Source organism: Embleya sp. NPDC025285 (assembly GCF_055558835.1).
The window spans coordinates 1-14,153 of record NZ_JBVHLU010000104.1 but is presented as its reverse complement, the minus strand read 5'-3'; the positions used below and the strand labels follow the sequence as shown (position 1 = coordinate 14,153).

The window sequence follows — 14,153 nt, the reverse complement described above, 5'->3', positions numbered from 1 at the left end:
GCGTGTGCGCGAGGCGGGTGTGCGGTACGTATGGCCGAGCGTGGGGCGCGGTGCGATCTGCGCTCCGACTCCGAATGCGTCCAAGCTAGGCCGCTCGCGGGCGTTGCTCGCCGTCAGTTACTGCCCAACGAATCGCGCTCACTTGGCAATACTTGGTGTTGGAAGCCCGGCGCGTAGTGCGCGTCGTCGGGCCCGAACACCCGGCGGGCGAAGTCCGCGAAGCGGGTCGGCGCACGATCGAGCAGCGCGGCGAGGGTGCGCGGGTTGCCGGTCAGGCCGTGCCGGTCGTAGAACGCGAACATCGCGGTGAGGGTCTCGAGCGGGTAGCCGGACAATCCGCCGGCACGGGCCTCCTCGTACCAGTCCCGCGGGTCGATCCGGCGCGCGGTCACCGGGCGACCCAGCACCTCGGCCAGGTGCCCGGCGATCAACCGAGGGGTCAACGCCTCCGGGCCGGCCAGTTCGTACACCGCGTCCTCGTGGCCGTCCTCGCACAACACCACGGCCGCCGCCTGCGCGACATCGCGCAGGTCGACGGCGGCGAACGGCGCGTCCACCCGATACGGCACGGCGAAGTCGCCGATCCGCACGATCGCCTCGCGCGCGTCGAGCGTGTTCTGCTGGTACGGCCCCGGCTGTAGCACGGTCACCGCCAGGCCCGACTCGAACAGCGCCTCCTCGACCCGCGCCTTCGCCTCGTGATGCGGCATCGCGCGCAGTTGCGGGCGCAGCACGGAATGGAAGACGAATCGCTCCACGCCGGCCCGCTGCGCCGCCGCGATCACCGCCCGGCCGATGGCGGGTTCGTCCGGATGTACGTTCGGCGCGATGTGGTAGATCGCCGAACACCCACGCAACGCCTCGTCCAGATCCGCCGGCTCGCCCACATCGCCCACCACGGTCTCGCTCGCCCCGGCCGCGACCGCCACCGCGACCTGCTCCGGCCGCCGCACGAACGCCCGCACCCGAGCCCCACGCTCCGCCAACGCCCAGGTCAGCGCCCGCCCGGTCTTCCCCGCCGCACCAGTGATCACGATCATGCACTCACGCTAGGCAGCCGACCCACCCCCATCACCGTCCGCCCTCGCCAACACCCACCCCCGAAATCGGGCACATCCTGCCGAAGGCAGAGTCCCCCAGCGAGTCGAGCACAACGCCCGCGCCCCTCACGCCGTCGATCGCCAAGTGAACCCTTACAGCCAGGGAATCCCGGACCGGTCTTCCGGGACGCGACCAACGGCGTCTACCCCGAACCCGCCGTCTTCCGGGTCGGCGAACCGGTCTGGCTTCCGAAACCCTTTTCCGCGGCCTGGCCCACCGAATTCATGAAAGACCTCCTGTAGGCAGCCGGCCGGCGAGCACCGCGACACGCCGGGTCGGTCAGGTCGGGTGCGGGCCTCGGGTGGTCAGGAGGGCTCGGGCGGTGAGAGCCGCGCGCAGGGGGCCCTGGCGGTCGGGAGCGTCGGGGCTGACCCGGAGGAGGGATTCGATCAGGGCCAGGCGTTGGTGTACCGACTGGCGGCGCAGGAACAGGACGCCGGCGGTTTCGGTCTTGGAGCAGCCGCAGCGCAGGTACGCCTCGAGGGTGTCCACCAGGCCCGTGCCGCGTGCGGAGTCCGAGGCCAGGAGGGGGCCGAGTTGGTCCTCGACCAGGTCGGCGAGGTCCTCGGGGGTGAGCCGGTCCAGCACCCGCTCCAGCGCCCAGGCGTCGGCGAGCACGGTGTCGGCGACGGGCTCGGGGCGCACCGACCGGACCCGCCGGGCCAGCCGCAGGGTGTCCCGCGCGGCCCGCAGGCTGTGCCCGACCCGGGCGACATCGCGCACCAGCGGCCCCAGCGCGGCGGTCGGCTCGTCCCCCGTGGCCGCGGGCAGACCCAGGCGGGCGGCGAGTTCGGCCACGTGCGTGTCCCGGTCCAGCGCGATCAGCGCGTACGCACCGTCCGGCCCGTCGCTGACCAGCCCCCGGCCGCCGCACGCGCGCAGCCCCTCGTACAGCACCGTCACCGCACGCACCGGATCCGGCAGTTTCAGCGCGACGCTCGCCCAGGCCGCCGTACCGGCCGGGACCAAGCCGCACACCGTCAGTCGCGCCGCCACCTCGCGCGGCGGCAACGCGTCCCGCAGCAGTCCCTCCACGAGTTCGCGCCGCTCGCGCCCGACCCACCCGTCCCGATCGGCCAGCCGCAACAGCGCCGGCGCGAACACCCGCGCCGCGTGCTCGGCCACCTCGTCCGCGAGCCCGATGGCCGCGCCCGACCACGACCGGACGGACGCGCGGTCCTCGGCATCGTCGCCGGTCACCCCCGCGGCACCGCCGGCCTGGGGAGCGACACCCGTCCACGCCGCCGCGCCGGATCCGGTCGGCCCCAGCAACAACCGCCCCCACAACGACCCGCGCAGTTCGACGCCGGCGCTCGCCGCCGGCCTCGCCGCCACGTGACCCGGGGTGTCGGTGCCCGCCCACGCGGTGATCGTGCCGTCGATGCCCGCGAGCACCACCGGTCGGTCGGTGAGCCGGGCCAGGGTGCGGGTCAGTTCGTCCACGCCCGCGCCGCGCGCGAGCACGCCGGACAACACCCGGACGATCTCGTTGACGTGCCGCAGCCGGGTCACCGCCGAGTCCAGGATGGCCGCGTTGACCGCCTCGGCGATCTCCACGAACGGCACGATCCCGCGGAGCACGACCAGCGGCAGTCCCACCTCGGCGGCCACCCGCAACACGTCCGCCGGCACCTCACCGAACGTACGTCCGACCTCCAGCGCCACCCCCGCGACCCCCGCCTGCGCGAGGTCGACGACATAGCGCCGGCGCTCGCCGGCGTCCCGCCCGGCCAGGCCCAGACCGGTGGTGAGCAGCAGCTCGTCGCCTCGCAGCAGCGGCGCGATCTCGTAGATCTCGCTGGAGTGCACCCAGCGCACCGGCCGCTCCAGATCCGCCCCCGGGTCCGGCACGACCGGGTCGGCTCGGCGCATCACCGGGTGGTCGAGGACCTCTCGTAGTCCCAAGGTCATGGACACTCCGTCCGGAAGATGCGCCAGTATCCCGGTCACCGTGTCCGTTGTCACGACCTCCCGGGCCGAGGAACCTTCGGTGATCACCCCACATCACCGACCCGTCCCATCCTCGACACCGCCTCACTCCAGCCCACCGCCGTGCTCCGCTCCGCCCCACCGGAGGTCTCCGTGGCAATCCTCGAAGAACCCGCGCAACCGGCCCGACCCACACCAGCCGTCGACCACACCCAATCCCTGGAACCCGTGCCCGACGAGGCCCGCGACTCGACCCCCGCGCACCAGTTCTGGATCTGGGCGGGCGCCAACATCGCACCGATCAACTGGGTGCTCGGCGCGCTGGGTATCGTGCTCGGCCTCGGTCTGCTCGACACCGTCCTGGTCCTGGTCGTGGGCAATCTGGTGGGCATGGGCGTCTTCGGCCTGTTCGTGCTGATGGGCCAGCGCACCGGGGTGACCCAGATGGTGCTGGCCCGGGCCGCCTTCGGCCGGCGCGGCGCGTATCTGCCCGCCGCCGTCCAGGGGGTGATCTCGGCCGGCTGGTGCGCGATCAACACCTGGATCGTGCTGGACCTGGTGATGGCTTTGCTGGACAGCGTCGGCTACGTCGGCGGCAACGGCACCAAGGTCGTGGTCGTGCTGGTGGTGATGGCCACCCAGATCGCGATCGCCGCGTCCGGCTTCGGCGCGATCGCCGACTTCGAGCGCTGGACTGTGCCCGCGACCCTGGTGGTGCTGGCCGCGATGACCGTGGTGGCCTGGACCCGGCTGGACATCGACTGGGGCCACGCGAGCACGTTGAGCGGCGGTGACCGCTGGTCGGCGATGAGCACGGTGATGACCGCGATCGGCGTCGGCTGGGGCATCACCTGGTTCGCCTACGCGTCGGACTACTCCCGCTTCGTGCCCCGCGCCACCTCACGACGCAGGTTGTACGCGGCCAGCGTGCTCGGCCAGTTCCTCCCAGTGGTCTGGCTCGGCGTGCTCGGCGCCTCGCTGGCCACGGTGAACGCCAAGGCCGACCCGGGACGGCTGATCGTCGACTCGTTCGGCGGCCTGGCCATCCCGGTGCTGCTGCTCGTCCTGCACGGACCGATCGCCACGAACATCCTGAACCTGTACAGCTGTTCGTTGTGTGCCCAGACCCTGGACATCAAGGTCTCCCGGCGCGTGTTGTCCTGTCTGGTGGGCGCGTTCGCCACGGTCTTCACGCTGTTCCTGGTGTTCCGGGCGAGCCTGGCGCACACCCTCGACACCTGGCTCGCGGGCATGGTCACGTGGGTCGCGCCGTGGGCGGCGGTGATGCTGGTGCACTTCTACGTGTTCGCCCGGCAGCGCATCGACGTGCCCGCCCTGTACGCCGAGCCCCGTCGCGGCCTGTTCGCCGACGTGCGCTGGTCGGCGATCGTCGCACTGGTGTGCGGAATGGTCGCCACCTGGTGCTTCGAGTACGGCGTGCCGCAGGCGCTGCGCGGCCCGGGAGCCCGGGCGATCGGCAATGTGGACCTGTCCTGGCTGGCCGGCGCACTGGTCGCGGGCGGCCTGTACCTGCTGCTCGGCCGCCGCGAACGAGCAGCGCGCCAACCGAATCCCGCCGAACGCTGAACTCCTGGAGCGATCCGACATGCAGGACAACACCCTCACCGTGACCGACTGCCGGATTCCCGGCCGCACCGAACCCGTGGACATCGCGGTCGACGCCGGCGTCGTCACCCGCATCACCCCCACCGGAGCCACTCCCCCGGTCGGACCCGTGCTGGACGCGGCCGGCGCCCTGGCCACCCCGCCCTACGTCGAGCCGCACATCCACCTCGACACCGCGCTGACCGCCGGACAACCCCGCTGGAACATCTCCGGCACGCTGTGGGAGGGCATCGAACGGTGGGCCGAGCGCCGGGCCCTGCTCACCCGCGAGGACGTACTGGCCCGTGCCGAGCAGGTGTTGCGCTGGCAGGTGGCGCACGGCGTACTGCACGTGCGCAGCCACTGCGACGTCACCGATCCCGAACTGACCGCCCTGCACGCACTGGTCGAGTTGCGCGAGCGGGTGCGGGACGTGCTCGACCTGCAGATCGTGGCATTCCCGCAGGAGGGCATCGTCTCCTGTGCCGGCGGTGAGCGCCTGATGGCCCGTGCCGTCGACGCCGGCGCCGACGTCCTGGGCGCGATTCCGCACTTCGAGGACACCCGCGAGGACGGTGTGCGCTCGTTGCGGATTCTCTTCGAACTGGCCGAGCGGCACGGCCTGTTGGTGGATGTGCACTGCGACGAGATCGACGACGAGCAGTCCCGCTTCGTCGAGGTGGTCGCCACCCTGGCGCACCGCACCGGGCTGGCCGGCCGGGTGACCGCCAGCCACACCACCGCGATGGGCTCGTACAACGGCGCCTACAGTCGCAAGCTCCGCCGGATCGTGGCCCGTTCGGGCATCCACCTGGTCTGCAACCCGATGGTGAACCTGACCCTGCAGGGCCGCTTCGACGACTATCCCAAACGACGCGGCCTCACCCAGGTCAAGGAGATGCTGGCGGCCGGGGTCAACGTCGCGTTCGGCCACGACGACGTGATGGATCCGTGGTTCCCGCTCGGCACGGCCAACCCGATCCAGGTCGCGCACGCCGGCGTCCTGGCCGCGCAACTCTCCGGGCAGGACGAGATGGACGAGGCGTTCGCGATGGTCACCGAGCGGGCCGCCCGGGTGCTGAACCTGGGCGAGCGGTACGGCCTGGCCGTCGGTCGTCCGGCCGACTTCCTGCTGCTGCCCGCCGATTCGCCCTTCGACGTCCTGCGCCGCCAGGTGCGTCCGAGCCACGTGATCTCCCGAGGCCGCGTGGTCGCCGAGACCCCCGCCGCGCCGACCCGGCTGACCTGGCCGAACCGCGCGCCCGAGGACGTCGACTTCACCCGCCGCTGAGGACACACCCGAACCACCGACGGCACACGACGAAAGGCCGCGCCTCCCGATCGCGAGGGAGGCGCGGCCGGTTCGTGTGCCGCTACAGCAGGTCCACCGCCGGGTAGGCCTCCCCGCCGGACAACCGCGCGTAGCCGGGACCCCGGTCGAAGAACGGCTCGACCTCGGGCCGCGCCGCGCGCACCGACGCCCGCAGTGCGGCGGTCGCCGCCTCGTCCACCGCGAGGTCGTCGCCCTCGCCGGTGAGCACGACGCCGTAGTCGTCGGTCGCCGCGCCGCGCGAGACCTTGCCCCAGCGCACGTCACGCAGTACCGACTCGGTCTTGCGGTCCAGCGGGTCGCCCCAGCCGCCACCGCCGGTGGTCCGGATCCGGATCACCTCGCCGGCCTTGACCGGTTCGTCGTCGACCAGGCCGTCCATCTCCCGCTCGTTCGGGCCGCCCGGGTCGATCACCACCTGGAAGGAGCGCCCGGCCTTGCCGCCCTTGACACCCCAGCAGGACAGGATCGAGCGGTCCGCGATGGACATGAAGGACGCGTCGAGCAACATCCGGATGTGCTTCTCGTAGCCCAGGCCGCCGCGGAACTGTCCGGGGCCGCCCGAGTCGGTGGCCAGACCCAGCCGCTCGACCAGGAACGGGAAGCGCGACTCGGTGAACTCGGTGGGCAGGTTGCGCGAGTCGGGCACCACGTGGATGGTGTCCTCGCCGTCCGCGTAGTAGCGCCCACCCGAGCCGCCGCCGAGCACCTCACGCATCAGGTACGAGCGGCCGTCCGCGTCGTGCCCGTACACGCCGGTGTAGCGGATCGTCTCCTGGTCGGCGGGCATCTTGCCGTCCACCGCCTTGGCCAGCACGCCGGAGAGCACGCCGAGCAGGCGCAGGATGACGAACGTACGGGCGTTGGTCGGAGCCGGGAAGATCGGCGTGAGCAGCGTGCCCTTCTCCGGGAACTTCATCTCGATCAGCGGCACCACGCCCTCGTTGACGTCGAGTTCGGCCATCCGCTCGGGGGTGTCCGCGAGGTTGCGCAGGATCGGCGCGAGCCACTTCTTGAGGAAGTTGCCGTCCGCGTAGTCGCCACAGTGGTTGATCGGGCCCTTGGCCTGCTTGGACGTGCCGGTGAAGTCGATGACGATCTTCTCGGGCGTCTTGGTCAGGGTGATCCGCTGCGTGTGCAGCATCGGCTCGTCCACGCCGTCGTGTTCGGCGTAGTCCTCCCACACGTACTCGCCGTCCGGGATCTTGGCGAGGATCTCGCGCCGGTAGGTCTCGGTGGTCTTGTCCAGGATCGCGTCGAAGCACGCCTCGACCGTCTCCCGGCCGTAGCGCTCGAAGAGTTCACCCAGTCGTCGCGAGCCCATCAGGCACGCCGAGCACTCGGCGTCCAGGTCGGCGGCGAGCGAGTCGGGCATCCGGGAGTTGCGGGTCATGATGCGCAGCGCGGCCTGGTTCGGCACGCCCTGGTCCCACAGCTTGATCGGCGGGACCATCAGGCCCTCTTCGTACACGCTGGTCGCGCCCGAGGGCATCGATCCGGGGCAACAACCACCGATGTCGTCGTGGTGACCGAACGCCTGCACGAAGGCGACCACTTGCCCGTCCGCGAAGACCGGGACGGTGACGCACAGGTCGGGCAGGTGGCCGATGCCGCCCTCCGACTCGTAGACGTCGTTGTGGAAGAACACGTCTCCGGGACGCATCGTCTCCAGCGGGAAGTCGCGGGCCACCGGGTGTACCAGCGCCGAGTACGAACGGCCGGTGAGCTTGCGCAACTTGCGGTCGTGGATTCCGGCGCGGAAGTCGTGCGCGTCGCGGATCATCGGCGAGCGGGAGGTGCGACCGATCGCGGTCTCGACCTCCATCTCGACCGAGGCGAGCGTGCCCTCGACGATCTCCAGGAGCACGGGGTCCACACCGTGCAGCGCGTCCTGCGGGGTGGTGGCGGTACCGGCGCTCATGTCAGGCCCCCTTCGAGGTGGTGTCGCGGGTGACCACGACGTTGCCGTAGGCGTCCACGCGGGCGGCGAAGCCCGGGTGGATCGGGATGGTGGAGCCGAACTCCTCGATGATCGCCGGGCCGGCGACCAGGTCGCCCGGAGCCAGTTCGGCACGGGCGTACACGGCGGTGTCCACGTAGCCGTCGCGGTCCACGAAGCAGACCGGGCGGGTGCCGGTCCGGGCCCGCTCGACGTCCTTGTCGCGGGCGGGCAACTCGCGCAGTTCCGGGCGGCGGATCGGGCCGACGCCGGTGACCCGCAGGTTCACCCATTCCACGGGCTGGCTCGCGTCGCCGCGGAAGTTGTAGCCGTACAGCTGTTCGTGCGCGGCGTGGAACGACTCGGCGACGGTGTCCGCGAGCGCGGCGTCGAACGGGCCGTCCGGCACCGGCACGCGCACCTCGAAGGCCTGGCCGAAGTAGCGCAGGTCGGCGGTGCGCACGTAGCGGTGGTCCTCGGCCGCGAAGCCCTCCTTGTCCAGGGCCTCGCCCGCCTTGCCCGCCAGTTCGGCGAAGATGCCCGCCACCTTGGCGTGGTCGAGATCCGGGTGCCCGCCGACGGCGGTCTGCACGTAGTCGCAGCGCACGTCGACGGTGAGCAGGCCGAACGCCGAGACGTTGCCCGGGTCGCGCGGCACGATGACGCCGGCGAGGCCGAGGATGTCGATCAGGCGGCACAGGAGCAGCGAGCCGGAGCCGCCGAAGGTGGCCATCGTGAAGTCGCGGACGTCCAGACCGCGCTTGACGGTGATCTGGCGCAGCGCGTTGGCCTGGTTCCAGGCGGAGATCTCCAGGATGCCGGTGGCGCACTGCTCGACGCCGATGCCCAGTTCGGCGGCGAACTTGGTCAGGCCCTCGCGAGCCGCGTCCACGTCCAGCGGAATCTCGCCGCCGAGCAGGTGCGGGGGGATCCGGCCGAGCAGCACGTGCGCGTCGGTGATGGTCGGCTCCGTGCCGCCCTTGCCGTAGCACAGCGGGCCGGGGTCGGCGCCGGCCGAACGGGGCCCGACCTTGAGCGTGCCCTCGGGCGAGATCCAGGCGATCGAGCCGCCGCCGGCGCCGACGGTGACCACGTCGATCATCGGGATCTTGGACGGGAAGCGGCCGATCGAGCCCTCGGTGGTCAGCGTCGGCTCGCCGCCCAGGACCACCGAGACGTCGGTGGAGGTGCCGCCGCCGTCGCAGGTGAGGACCTTGTCGAAGCCGGCCTTCTGGGCGATCAGCGCGGCACCGAGGGCGCCGGCGGCCGGGCCGGACAAGACCGTGGTGATCGGCTGGTGCACGACCTCCTCGGCGGAGAGCACGCCGCCGTTGGACTTCATGATCGCGAACGGGACGCGGCGCGCTGCCTCGCCGTCGGTGGTGAACGCGTCCAGGCGGCGACGGATGCCGCCGACGTAGCGGGCCACGCGCGGCTTGACGGCGGCGTCGACGAGGGTGGTCATCGAACGCTCGTACTCGCGGTACTCGCGCAGCACCTCGGAGCTGATCGACACGATCGCGTCGGGGTGCTCCTCGCGCAGGATCTCGCGCATGCGCTCCTCGTGCGCCGAGTTGGCGTAGGAGTGCAGCAGACAGACGCCGATGGTGAGGATGCCCTGGTCACGCAGCCGACGGGCGGCGACCCGGGCGCCCTCCTCGTCGAACGGGCGGACCTCGTTGCCCTTGTGGTCGAACCGGCCGCCGACCGTGTGCACCAGGTCGACCGGCACGATCCGGTCCGGCTTGACCCAGAAGTAGGAGTTGCCGTAGCCGTCCGGGACCGCTTGGCGGGCGATCTCCAGGATGTACTCGTAGCCCTCGGTGGTGATGAACCCGAGGCGGTCGATCTTGTCCTCGAGGAGCTGGTTGGTGGCCACCGTGGTGCCGTGCGCGACGGCGGTGACGTCGGCTCCCGTGCAACCGAGCAGGCCCAGTACCTTGTCGATGCCGTTCATGAAGCCGTCCGCCGGGTCGGCGGGAGTGGACGGCGTCTTGGTGGTGACGAGCTCGCCGGACTCCTCGTCCAGGGCGACCACGTCGGTGAAGGTTCCGCCGGTGTCGATACCGATCCGGATCCGTCGGCGGGGTCCCGCCGTCGCGGCAGGCGTCATCAGCGCGCTCCAATCGGAAGGGGCAGGGAAATCGCGTTCGCGGAGGGCGGGTCGCCCGGCTGCTGACAGCGATTCAACTTCGCAGCGCCATGCCACGGAATCGGCAACATCTGCCAAGGGACTCGGCAACACTTGGTGATTCCCGTGAGCAGGCCCGGCAGGTCCGGGTACGACCCTCGCCCCGGGCCCTGCGAGCCCGGGTACCGCCCGCCTTCGGAAGGTCTGGACCAATCCACCGATTCCCTCCCGAAGAGCGGTTCGCTGCGAATCGAACTCATGGGTAGGGAACGGAAGTTGCCGGAAATCGAGGAAGGCTCGGATAGGGTCGGCGCACACGGATGTCACAGCGGGTGACTCCACGACACCGCGATCGAGGGGCAGCCGTGGGTGAGCGCGAGCAGGACGAGTGGGGCTTTTCGGCCCCGCCGGCGGGCGAGTCGCCGGAGGATTGGGCGCCCACCGGCATCGATGTCACGGTGCCCAGTGTCGCCCGGGTCTACGACGCCATCCTGGGTGGCAAGAACAACTTCGCGGTGGACCGGGCGATCGCCGACGAGGCGCTCCAGGACCTGACCAACGAGGGCGCCTGGGCCAACCGGCACATCCTGGCTCGGGGTGTGCGCTACATGGCCGCCGAGGGCATCGACCAGTTCGTCGACCTCGGATCCGGGCTGCCGACCGTGCAGAACACGCACGAGGTGGCCCAGTCGGTCAACCCGGACGCCTCGGTCGTCTACGTGGACAACGACCCGATCGTGCTCGCCCACGGCCGCGCGCTGCTCGCGGAGAACCACCGCACCCGCGTGGTCACCGCCGACCTGCGCGACCCGGCGGACGTGCTCGCCCGCCGGGAGCTGCGCGAACTCGTGGACCTGAAGCGGCCCGTCGGCCTGCTCCTGGTGGGCGTCCTGCACCACCTCGGCGACCACGAGGACCCGGCCGGTGTGGTCCGCGCCTACCGTGACGCGCTGCCGCCGGGCAGTCACATCTTCATCACCCACTTCTGCGACTCCACACCCCAGGGACGCGCCCTGGAGAAGATCTTCCTGACCCGGCTGGGCAGCGGACGCTTCCGCGCCCTGGAGGAGATCGAGGGGTACTTCGAGGGCCTGGAACTGATCGAGCCCGGCGTGGTGCTGCTGCCGCTGTGGCGTCCGGACGCGCCGGTGACCGAGCCGCTCACCCCCGAGGGCCACCTGTCGGTCGGCGGCATCGGCCGACTGCCCCGATAGCCTCGCCCCCTGGGCCCATCGCCGCAGCCGCGCGGCTCGATCCCCTCGGGAGCACCATGAAGATCGCCGTCCTCGACGACTACCAAGACGTGGCCCGGGGCCTGGCGGACTGGGATTCGTTGGGTGCCGAGATCCGCGTGTTCACCGAGCCGTTCGCGGGCGAGGCGGAGGTGGTCGAGGCGCTGGCCGGCTTCGAGGTGATCGTCGCGATGCGCGAGCGCACCCGGTTTCCGGCACGGGTATTGGCAGGACTGACCGGCCTTCGGCTCCTGGTGACCACCGGACCGGTGAACGCGGCCATCGACGTGGCCGCCGCGCGTGAGCTGGGCGTGGTGGTGTGCGGGACCGGATACGTGGCGTATCCGACCGCCGAGCTGACCTGGGCGCTGATCCTGGCCGCCGCCCGCAACCTTCCGGCCGAGTGGGGCTCGATGCGCGCGGGCGGCTGGCAGGTGGGCCTGGGTGTCGGGCTGCGCGGCAAGGTGCTCGGCCTGCTGGGCCTGGGCCGGCTGGGCACGGAGGTGGCTCGGATCGGGCAGGCGTTCGGGATGGAGTGTGTGGCCTGGAGCCACAACCTCACCGCCGACCGGGCCGGCGAACACGGCGTGACCGCGGTGGGGCGAGAGCAGTTGTTCGCCCGCGCCGACGTGCTCTCCGTGCACACGGTGCTCAGCCGCCGTACCCGGGGCCTGGTCGGCGCCGCCGAACTGGCCCTGATGAAGCCCTCGTCGATCCTGGTCAACACCTCGCGCGGACCCGTCGTGGACGAGGCCGCGCTCGTGGCCGCGCTGCGCGCGAGATCGATCGCCGCCGCGGCGCTGGACGTGTACGACATCGAACCGCTGCCCGCCGATCACCCGCTGCGCGACCTGGACAACGTCGTACTCACCCCGCACATCGGCTATGTCACCCGCGAGTTGTACGAGATCTTCTACCGCGACGCGGTCGAGGACATCGCCGCGTTCCGCTCCGGCCGGCCGATCCGGGTGCTCGGATAGGCCGACACGGCGGGTCGGTCACCCGGCCCGGCGGCACCGGCTCGATCACCCGTCGGCCGCCTCGGCCGCCTCGGTCGCCTCGATCACCGCTCCCGTCCCGGGTCGTCCGGATCGATGGCTCGATGGTCGGGAGCGTCGGTGGCCCGAGGATGGTACGCACGGGTCCACCCGTGTACGTGGGTGGGATGCGCCCGGTGCGGCACATGCCCGGCGCCCGCACCGTCCCGGCGCCACCACCGCAGATAGGCGAAAACCCCGATCACCGACAGCGCCGCCACCGTGACGCAGATGGCGGCCGACGCGACGATCAGGTCTCCCCCGAGCACTGCGGCGACCAACAGTCCGAGCGCGGCGCCGGACAGGCCCACGGCTGTCCACTTCGATATCGCCGTCCAATCGGGTGCGCGGATACCGACGCGACGGCGGCGCCGATCCGGTTGCGGTATCGGGTCCTCGAAGACGCGCAGCAGTTCGGCCAACTGCTCGTCCTCCGCGAGGGATTCCTCCAGTCGCGCGAGGGTGCGGCGTTCCCGTCCCGAAAGCGACGGTCCGTCCACGACGTCCACCTCCCACCCGGGACCGCGGAACGGGGCCGAGAGGCGAGGTGCGCCGGGCGATATCCACCGAGGCGAACCGTTCGCCGGTGGGACCGACCGGCGGCCCGGTCTTGGGTTCGGATCACTCAGACTTCGGATGACTCGGATCGGATCACTGATTGATCGGATCGCTGGTTCGAATTGCTCGGATTCGGATCGTTACAAGCGGCGCAACCCGACGACACCTCGCAGGGCGAGGATGAGTGCCATCAGGCACGCCACGCCACCCACGATCACGTTGCTGGTGATGGTGCGGGTGGTGTCGACGGCGCCGGTCACGGCCCACGGCGCGACGATCGTCCAGGCGCCGATGCAGAACGCGGCCCAGCTCATCGCGTGCGTGCGTTCATAGGCGGAGACGAAGCCGCCCATCAGGAACGCGAGCGCGACACCGGTGATCAGGTTGGCCGTCGCCAGGGTCGTGAAGTTGTTGAACCCGACGATCCACGGGGAGGCCGCCAGGTAGACACCGCACAGGACACCGAGTGCTTCCGCCACCTGCGCCACCGGGCCGCTAGTGGCCCGCTCGGAGCGAGCTCGCAGGTCCATGAGGTCGGGGTGCTTTTCAATCGATGACGCTGTCGACGAGGACACGTCCACCACCCTCTTTCCAAGGAATCGCGGTCCCTTGGTTGATAGCCGTCGCACCTGTGACTAACCCGCATATTCCCGAATATTTACCGCATATTTCTCCGACTGTGCGCCCGATCCGATCGCGGGTTGACACGGTCCTCACATATCTAGAAAACTAGATCCGATTCGCACGCATCCGCGCCGTGTTCGCACCACACAGGGGCTTCGCACACCCCGGGAAGGCAGCCCCGTGGACCCGCTGGCCGTACACAAGGCACTCGCCAATCCGGCCAGGCTCCGGTTCATGCACTGGCTGAAGGACCCGGCGAAGTACTTCGACGAGGACTCCTACCGGCAGCAGGGCCTGGGCTTCCATATCGGCGTCTGCGTCGGTGACATCCAGGCGCGGGCCGGACTCGCCCAGTCGGTGGTCTCCGGCTATCTCCAAACGCTCAAGGACGCGGGGCTGCTCGACTCCGAGCGCATCGGCAAGTGGACGTACTACCGCCGCAACGAACAGGCGATCGCCGACTTCGCCGAATACGTCCGCACGGAGCTCTGACCGGACCGGACTCCGGCTCCGAGCGGACCGGGCCCGGGCTCCGACCAACCGGGACCGGACGCGGTTCGGGGGGGGGGGGGGGGGGGGCACCCAGGGCGTCCCCCCGCCCCGCCGCCCCCCCATCCCTCTACATGAATCCCACACAGGTCGTCGGGAGGTCGTAAGAGGAAAAAGC

The 14,153-nt window shown here is 70.9% G+C and carries 11 protein-coding genes; 5 read left to right on the top strand and 6 right to left on the bottom strand.

From position 1 onward, the window contains the following. Nucleotides 1-113 precede the first annotated feature (113 nt). Both ACZ4FV_RS42405 and ACZ4FV_RS42400 read right to left on the bottom strand, forming a co-directional pair. Nucleotides 114-1,040 carry an SDR family oxidoreductase gene (locus ACZ4FV_RS42405; protein WP_402237409.1) on the bottom strand — a complete coding sequence of 309 codons (927 nt, stop codon included), beginning with the start codon at nt 1,038-1,040 and terminating at the stop codon, nt 114-116. A 340-nt stretch (nt 1,041-1,380) separates the two neighbouring features. Next, nucleotides 1,381-3,012 carry a PucR family transcriptional regulator gene (locus tag ACZ4FV_RS42400; protein ID WP_395870211.1) on the bottom strand — a complete coding sequence of 544 codons (1,632 nt, stop codon included), beginning with the start codon at nt 3,010-3,012 and terminating at the stop codon, nt 1,381-1,383. A 171-nt stretch (nt 3,013-3,183) separates the two neighbouring features. Here ACZ4FV_RS42400 and ACZ4FV_RS42395 point away from each other — a divergent pair, with 171 nt between their 5' ends. Together ACZ4FV_RS42395 and codA are read left to right on the top strand one after the other, a co-directional pair. Next, nucleotides 3,184-4,617 (top strand): purine-cytosine permease family protein, encoded by a 1,434-nt coding sequence (locus tag ACZ4FV_RS42395; RefSeq protein ID WP_395870213.1) that lies wholly within the window; start codon nt 3,184-3,186, stop codon nt 4,615-4,617. Between the two features lie 19 nt (nt 4,618-4,636). Beyond that, complete coding sequence (gene codA / locus ACZ4FV_RS42390) at nt 4,637-5,926, top strand: cytosine deaminase (RefSeq protein WP_395870215.1); 1,290 nt, start codon at nt 4,637-4,639, stop codon at nt 5,924-5,926. Between the two features lie 82 nt (nt 5,927-6,008). Here the strand turns inward: codA and ACZ4FV_RS42385 are convergent, their stop codons facing one another. Next, nucleotides 6,009-7,886 carry a hydantoinase B/oxoprolinase family protein gene (locus tag ACZ4FV_RS42385; protein WP_331770580.1) on the bottom strand — a complete coding sequence of 626 codons (1,878 nt, stop codon included), beginning with the start codon at nt 7,884-7,886 and terminating at the stop codon, nt 6,009-6,011. A 1-nt stretch (nt 7,887) separates the two neighbouring features. Next, nucleotides 7,888-10,017: a hydantoinase/oxoprolinase family protein gene (locus ACZ4FV_RS42380; protein ID WP_402237421.1), complete on the bottom strand. Its 2,130-nt coding sequence runs from the start codon at nt 10,015-10,017 to the stop codon at nt 7,888-7,890. A gap of 383 nt (nt 10,018-10,400) precedes the next feature. On the opposite strand from ACZ4FV_RS42380, the gene ACZ4FV_RS42375 reads away from it, so the two are divergent. Together ACZ4FV_RS42375 and ACZ4FV_RS42370 are read left to right on the top strand one after the other, a co-directional pair. Further along, entirely contained in the window at nt 10,401-11,249 is an 849-nt protein-coding gene (locus ACZ4FV_RS42375) for an SAM-dependent methyltransferase (RefSeq protein ID WP_395870218.1), read from the top strand. A 56-nt stretch (nt 11,250-11,305) separates the two neighbouring features. After that, complete coding sequence (locus ACZ4FV_RS42370) at nt 11,306-12,247, top strand: D-2-hydroxyacid dehydrogenase family protein (protein WP_402237424.1); 942 nt, start codon at nt 11,306-11,308, stop codon at nt 12,245-12,247. 83 nt (nt 12,248-12,330) lie between these two features. Here ACZ4FV_RS42370 and ACZ4FV_RS42365 read toward each other — a convergent pair whose 3' ends face one another. Together ACZ4FV_RS42365 and ACZ4FV_RS42360 are read right to left on the bottom strand one after the other, a co-directional pair. Further along, nucleotides 12,331-12,804, bottom strand: a complete 474-nt coding sequence (locus ACZ4FV_RS42365) for a hypothetical protein (protein WP_465326113.1) — start codon at nt 12,802-12,804, stop codon at nt 12,331-12,333. A gap of 198 nt (nt 12,805-13,002) precedes the next feature. Then, nucleotides 13,003-13,392 carry an SPW repeat protein gene (locus ACZ4FV_RS42360; protein ID WP_402237429.1) on the bottom strand — a complete coding sequence of 130 codons (390 nt, stop codon included), beginning with the start codon at nt 13,390-13,392 and terminating at the stop codon, nt 13,003-13,005. A 274-nt stretch (nt 13,393-13,666) separates the two neighbouring features. Here ACZ4FV_RS42360 and ACZ4FV_RS42355 point away from each other — a divergent pair, with 274 nt between their 5' ends. After that, nucleotides 13,667-13,978 (top strand): ArsR/SmtB family transcription factor, encoded by a 312-nt coding sequence (locus tag ACZ4FV_RS42355; protein ID WP_465326111.1) that lies wholly within the window; start codon nt 13,667-13,669, stop codon nt 13,976-13,978. Nucleotides 13,979-14,153 lie beyond the last annotated feature (175 nt).

What these genes read in the sequence shown, in the direction of transcription:
- ACZ4FV_RS42405 (WP_402237409.1), bottom strand. Translation starts at nt 1,040, where the DNA reads ATGATCGTGATCACTGGTGCGGCGGGGAAGACCGGGCGGGCGCTGACC.
- ACZ4FV_RS42400 (WP_395870211.1), bottom strand. Translation starts at nt 3,012, where the DNA reads ATGACCTTGGGACTACGAGAGGTCCTCGACCACCCGGTGATGCGCCGA.
- codA (WP_395870215.1), top strand. Translation starts at nt 4,637, where the DNA reads ATGCAGGACAACACCCTCACCGTGACCGACTGCCGGATTCCCGGCCGC.
- ACZ4FV_RS42385 (WP_331770580.1), bottom strand. Translation starts at nt 7,886, where the DNA reads ATGAGCGCCGGTACCGCCACCACCCCGCAGGACGCGCTGCACGGTGTG.
- ACZ4FV_RS42380 (WP_402237421.1), bottom strand. Translation starts at nt 10,017, where the DNA reads ATGACGCCTGCCGCGACGGCGGGACCCCGCCGACGGATCCGGATCGGT.
- ACZ4FV_RS42370 (WP_402237424.1), top strand. Translation starts at nt 11,306, where the DNA reads ATGAAGATCGCCGTCCTCGACGACTACCAAGACGTGGCCCGGGGCCTG.
- ACZ4FV_RS42360 (WP_402237429.1), bottom strand. Translation starts at nt 13,392, where the DNA reads ATGGACCTGCGAGCTCGCTCCGAGCGGGCCACTAGCGGCCCGGTGGCG.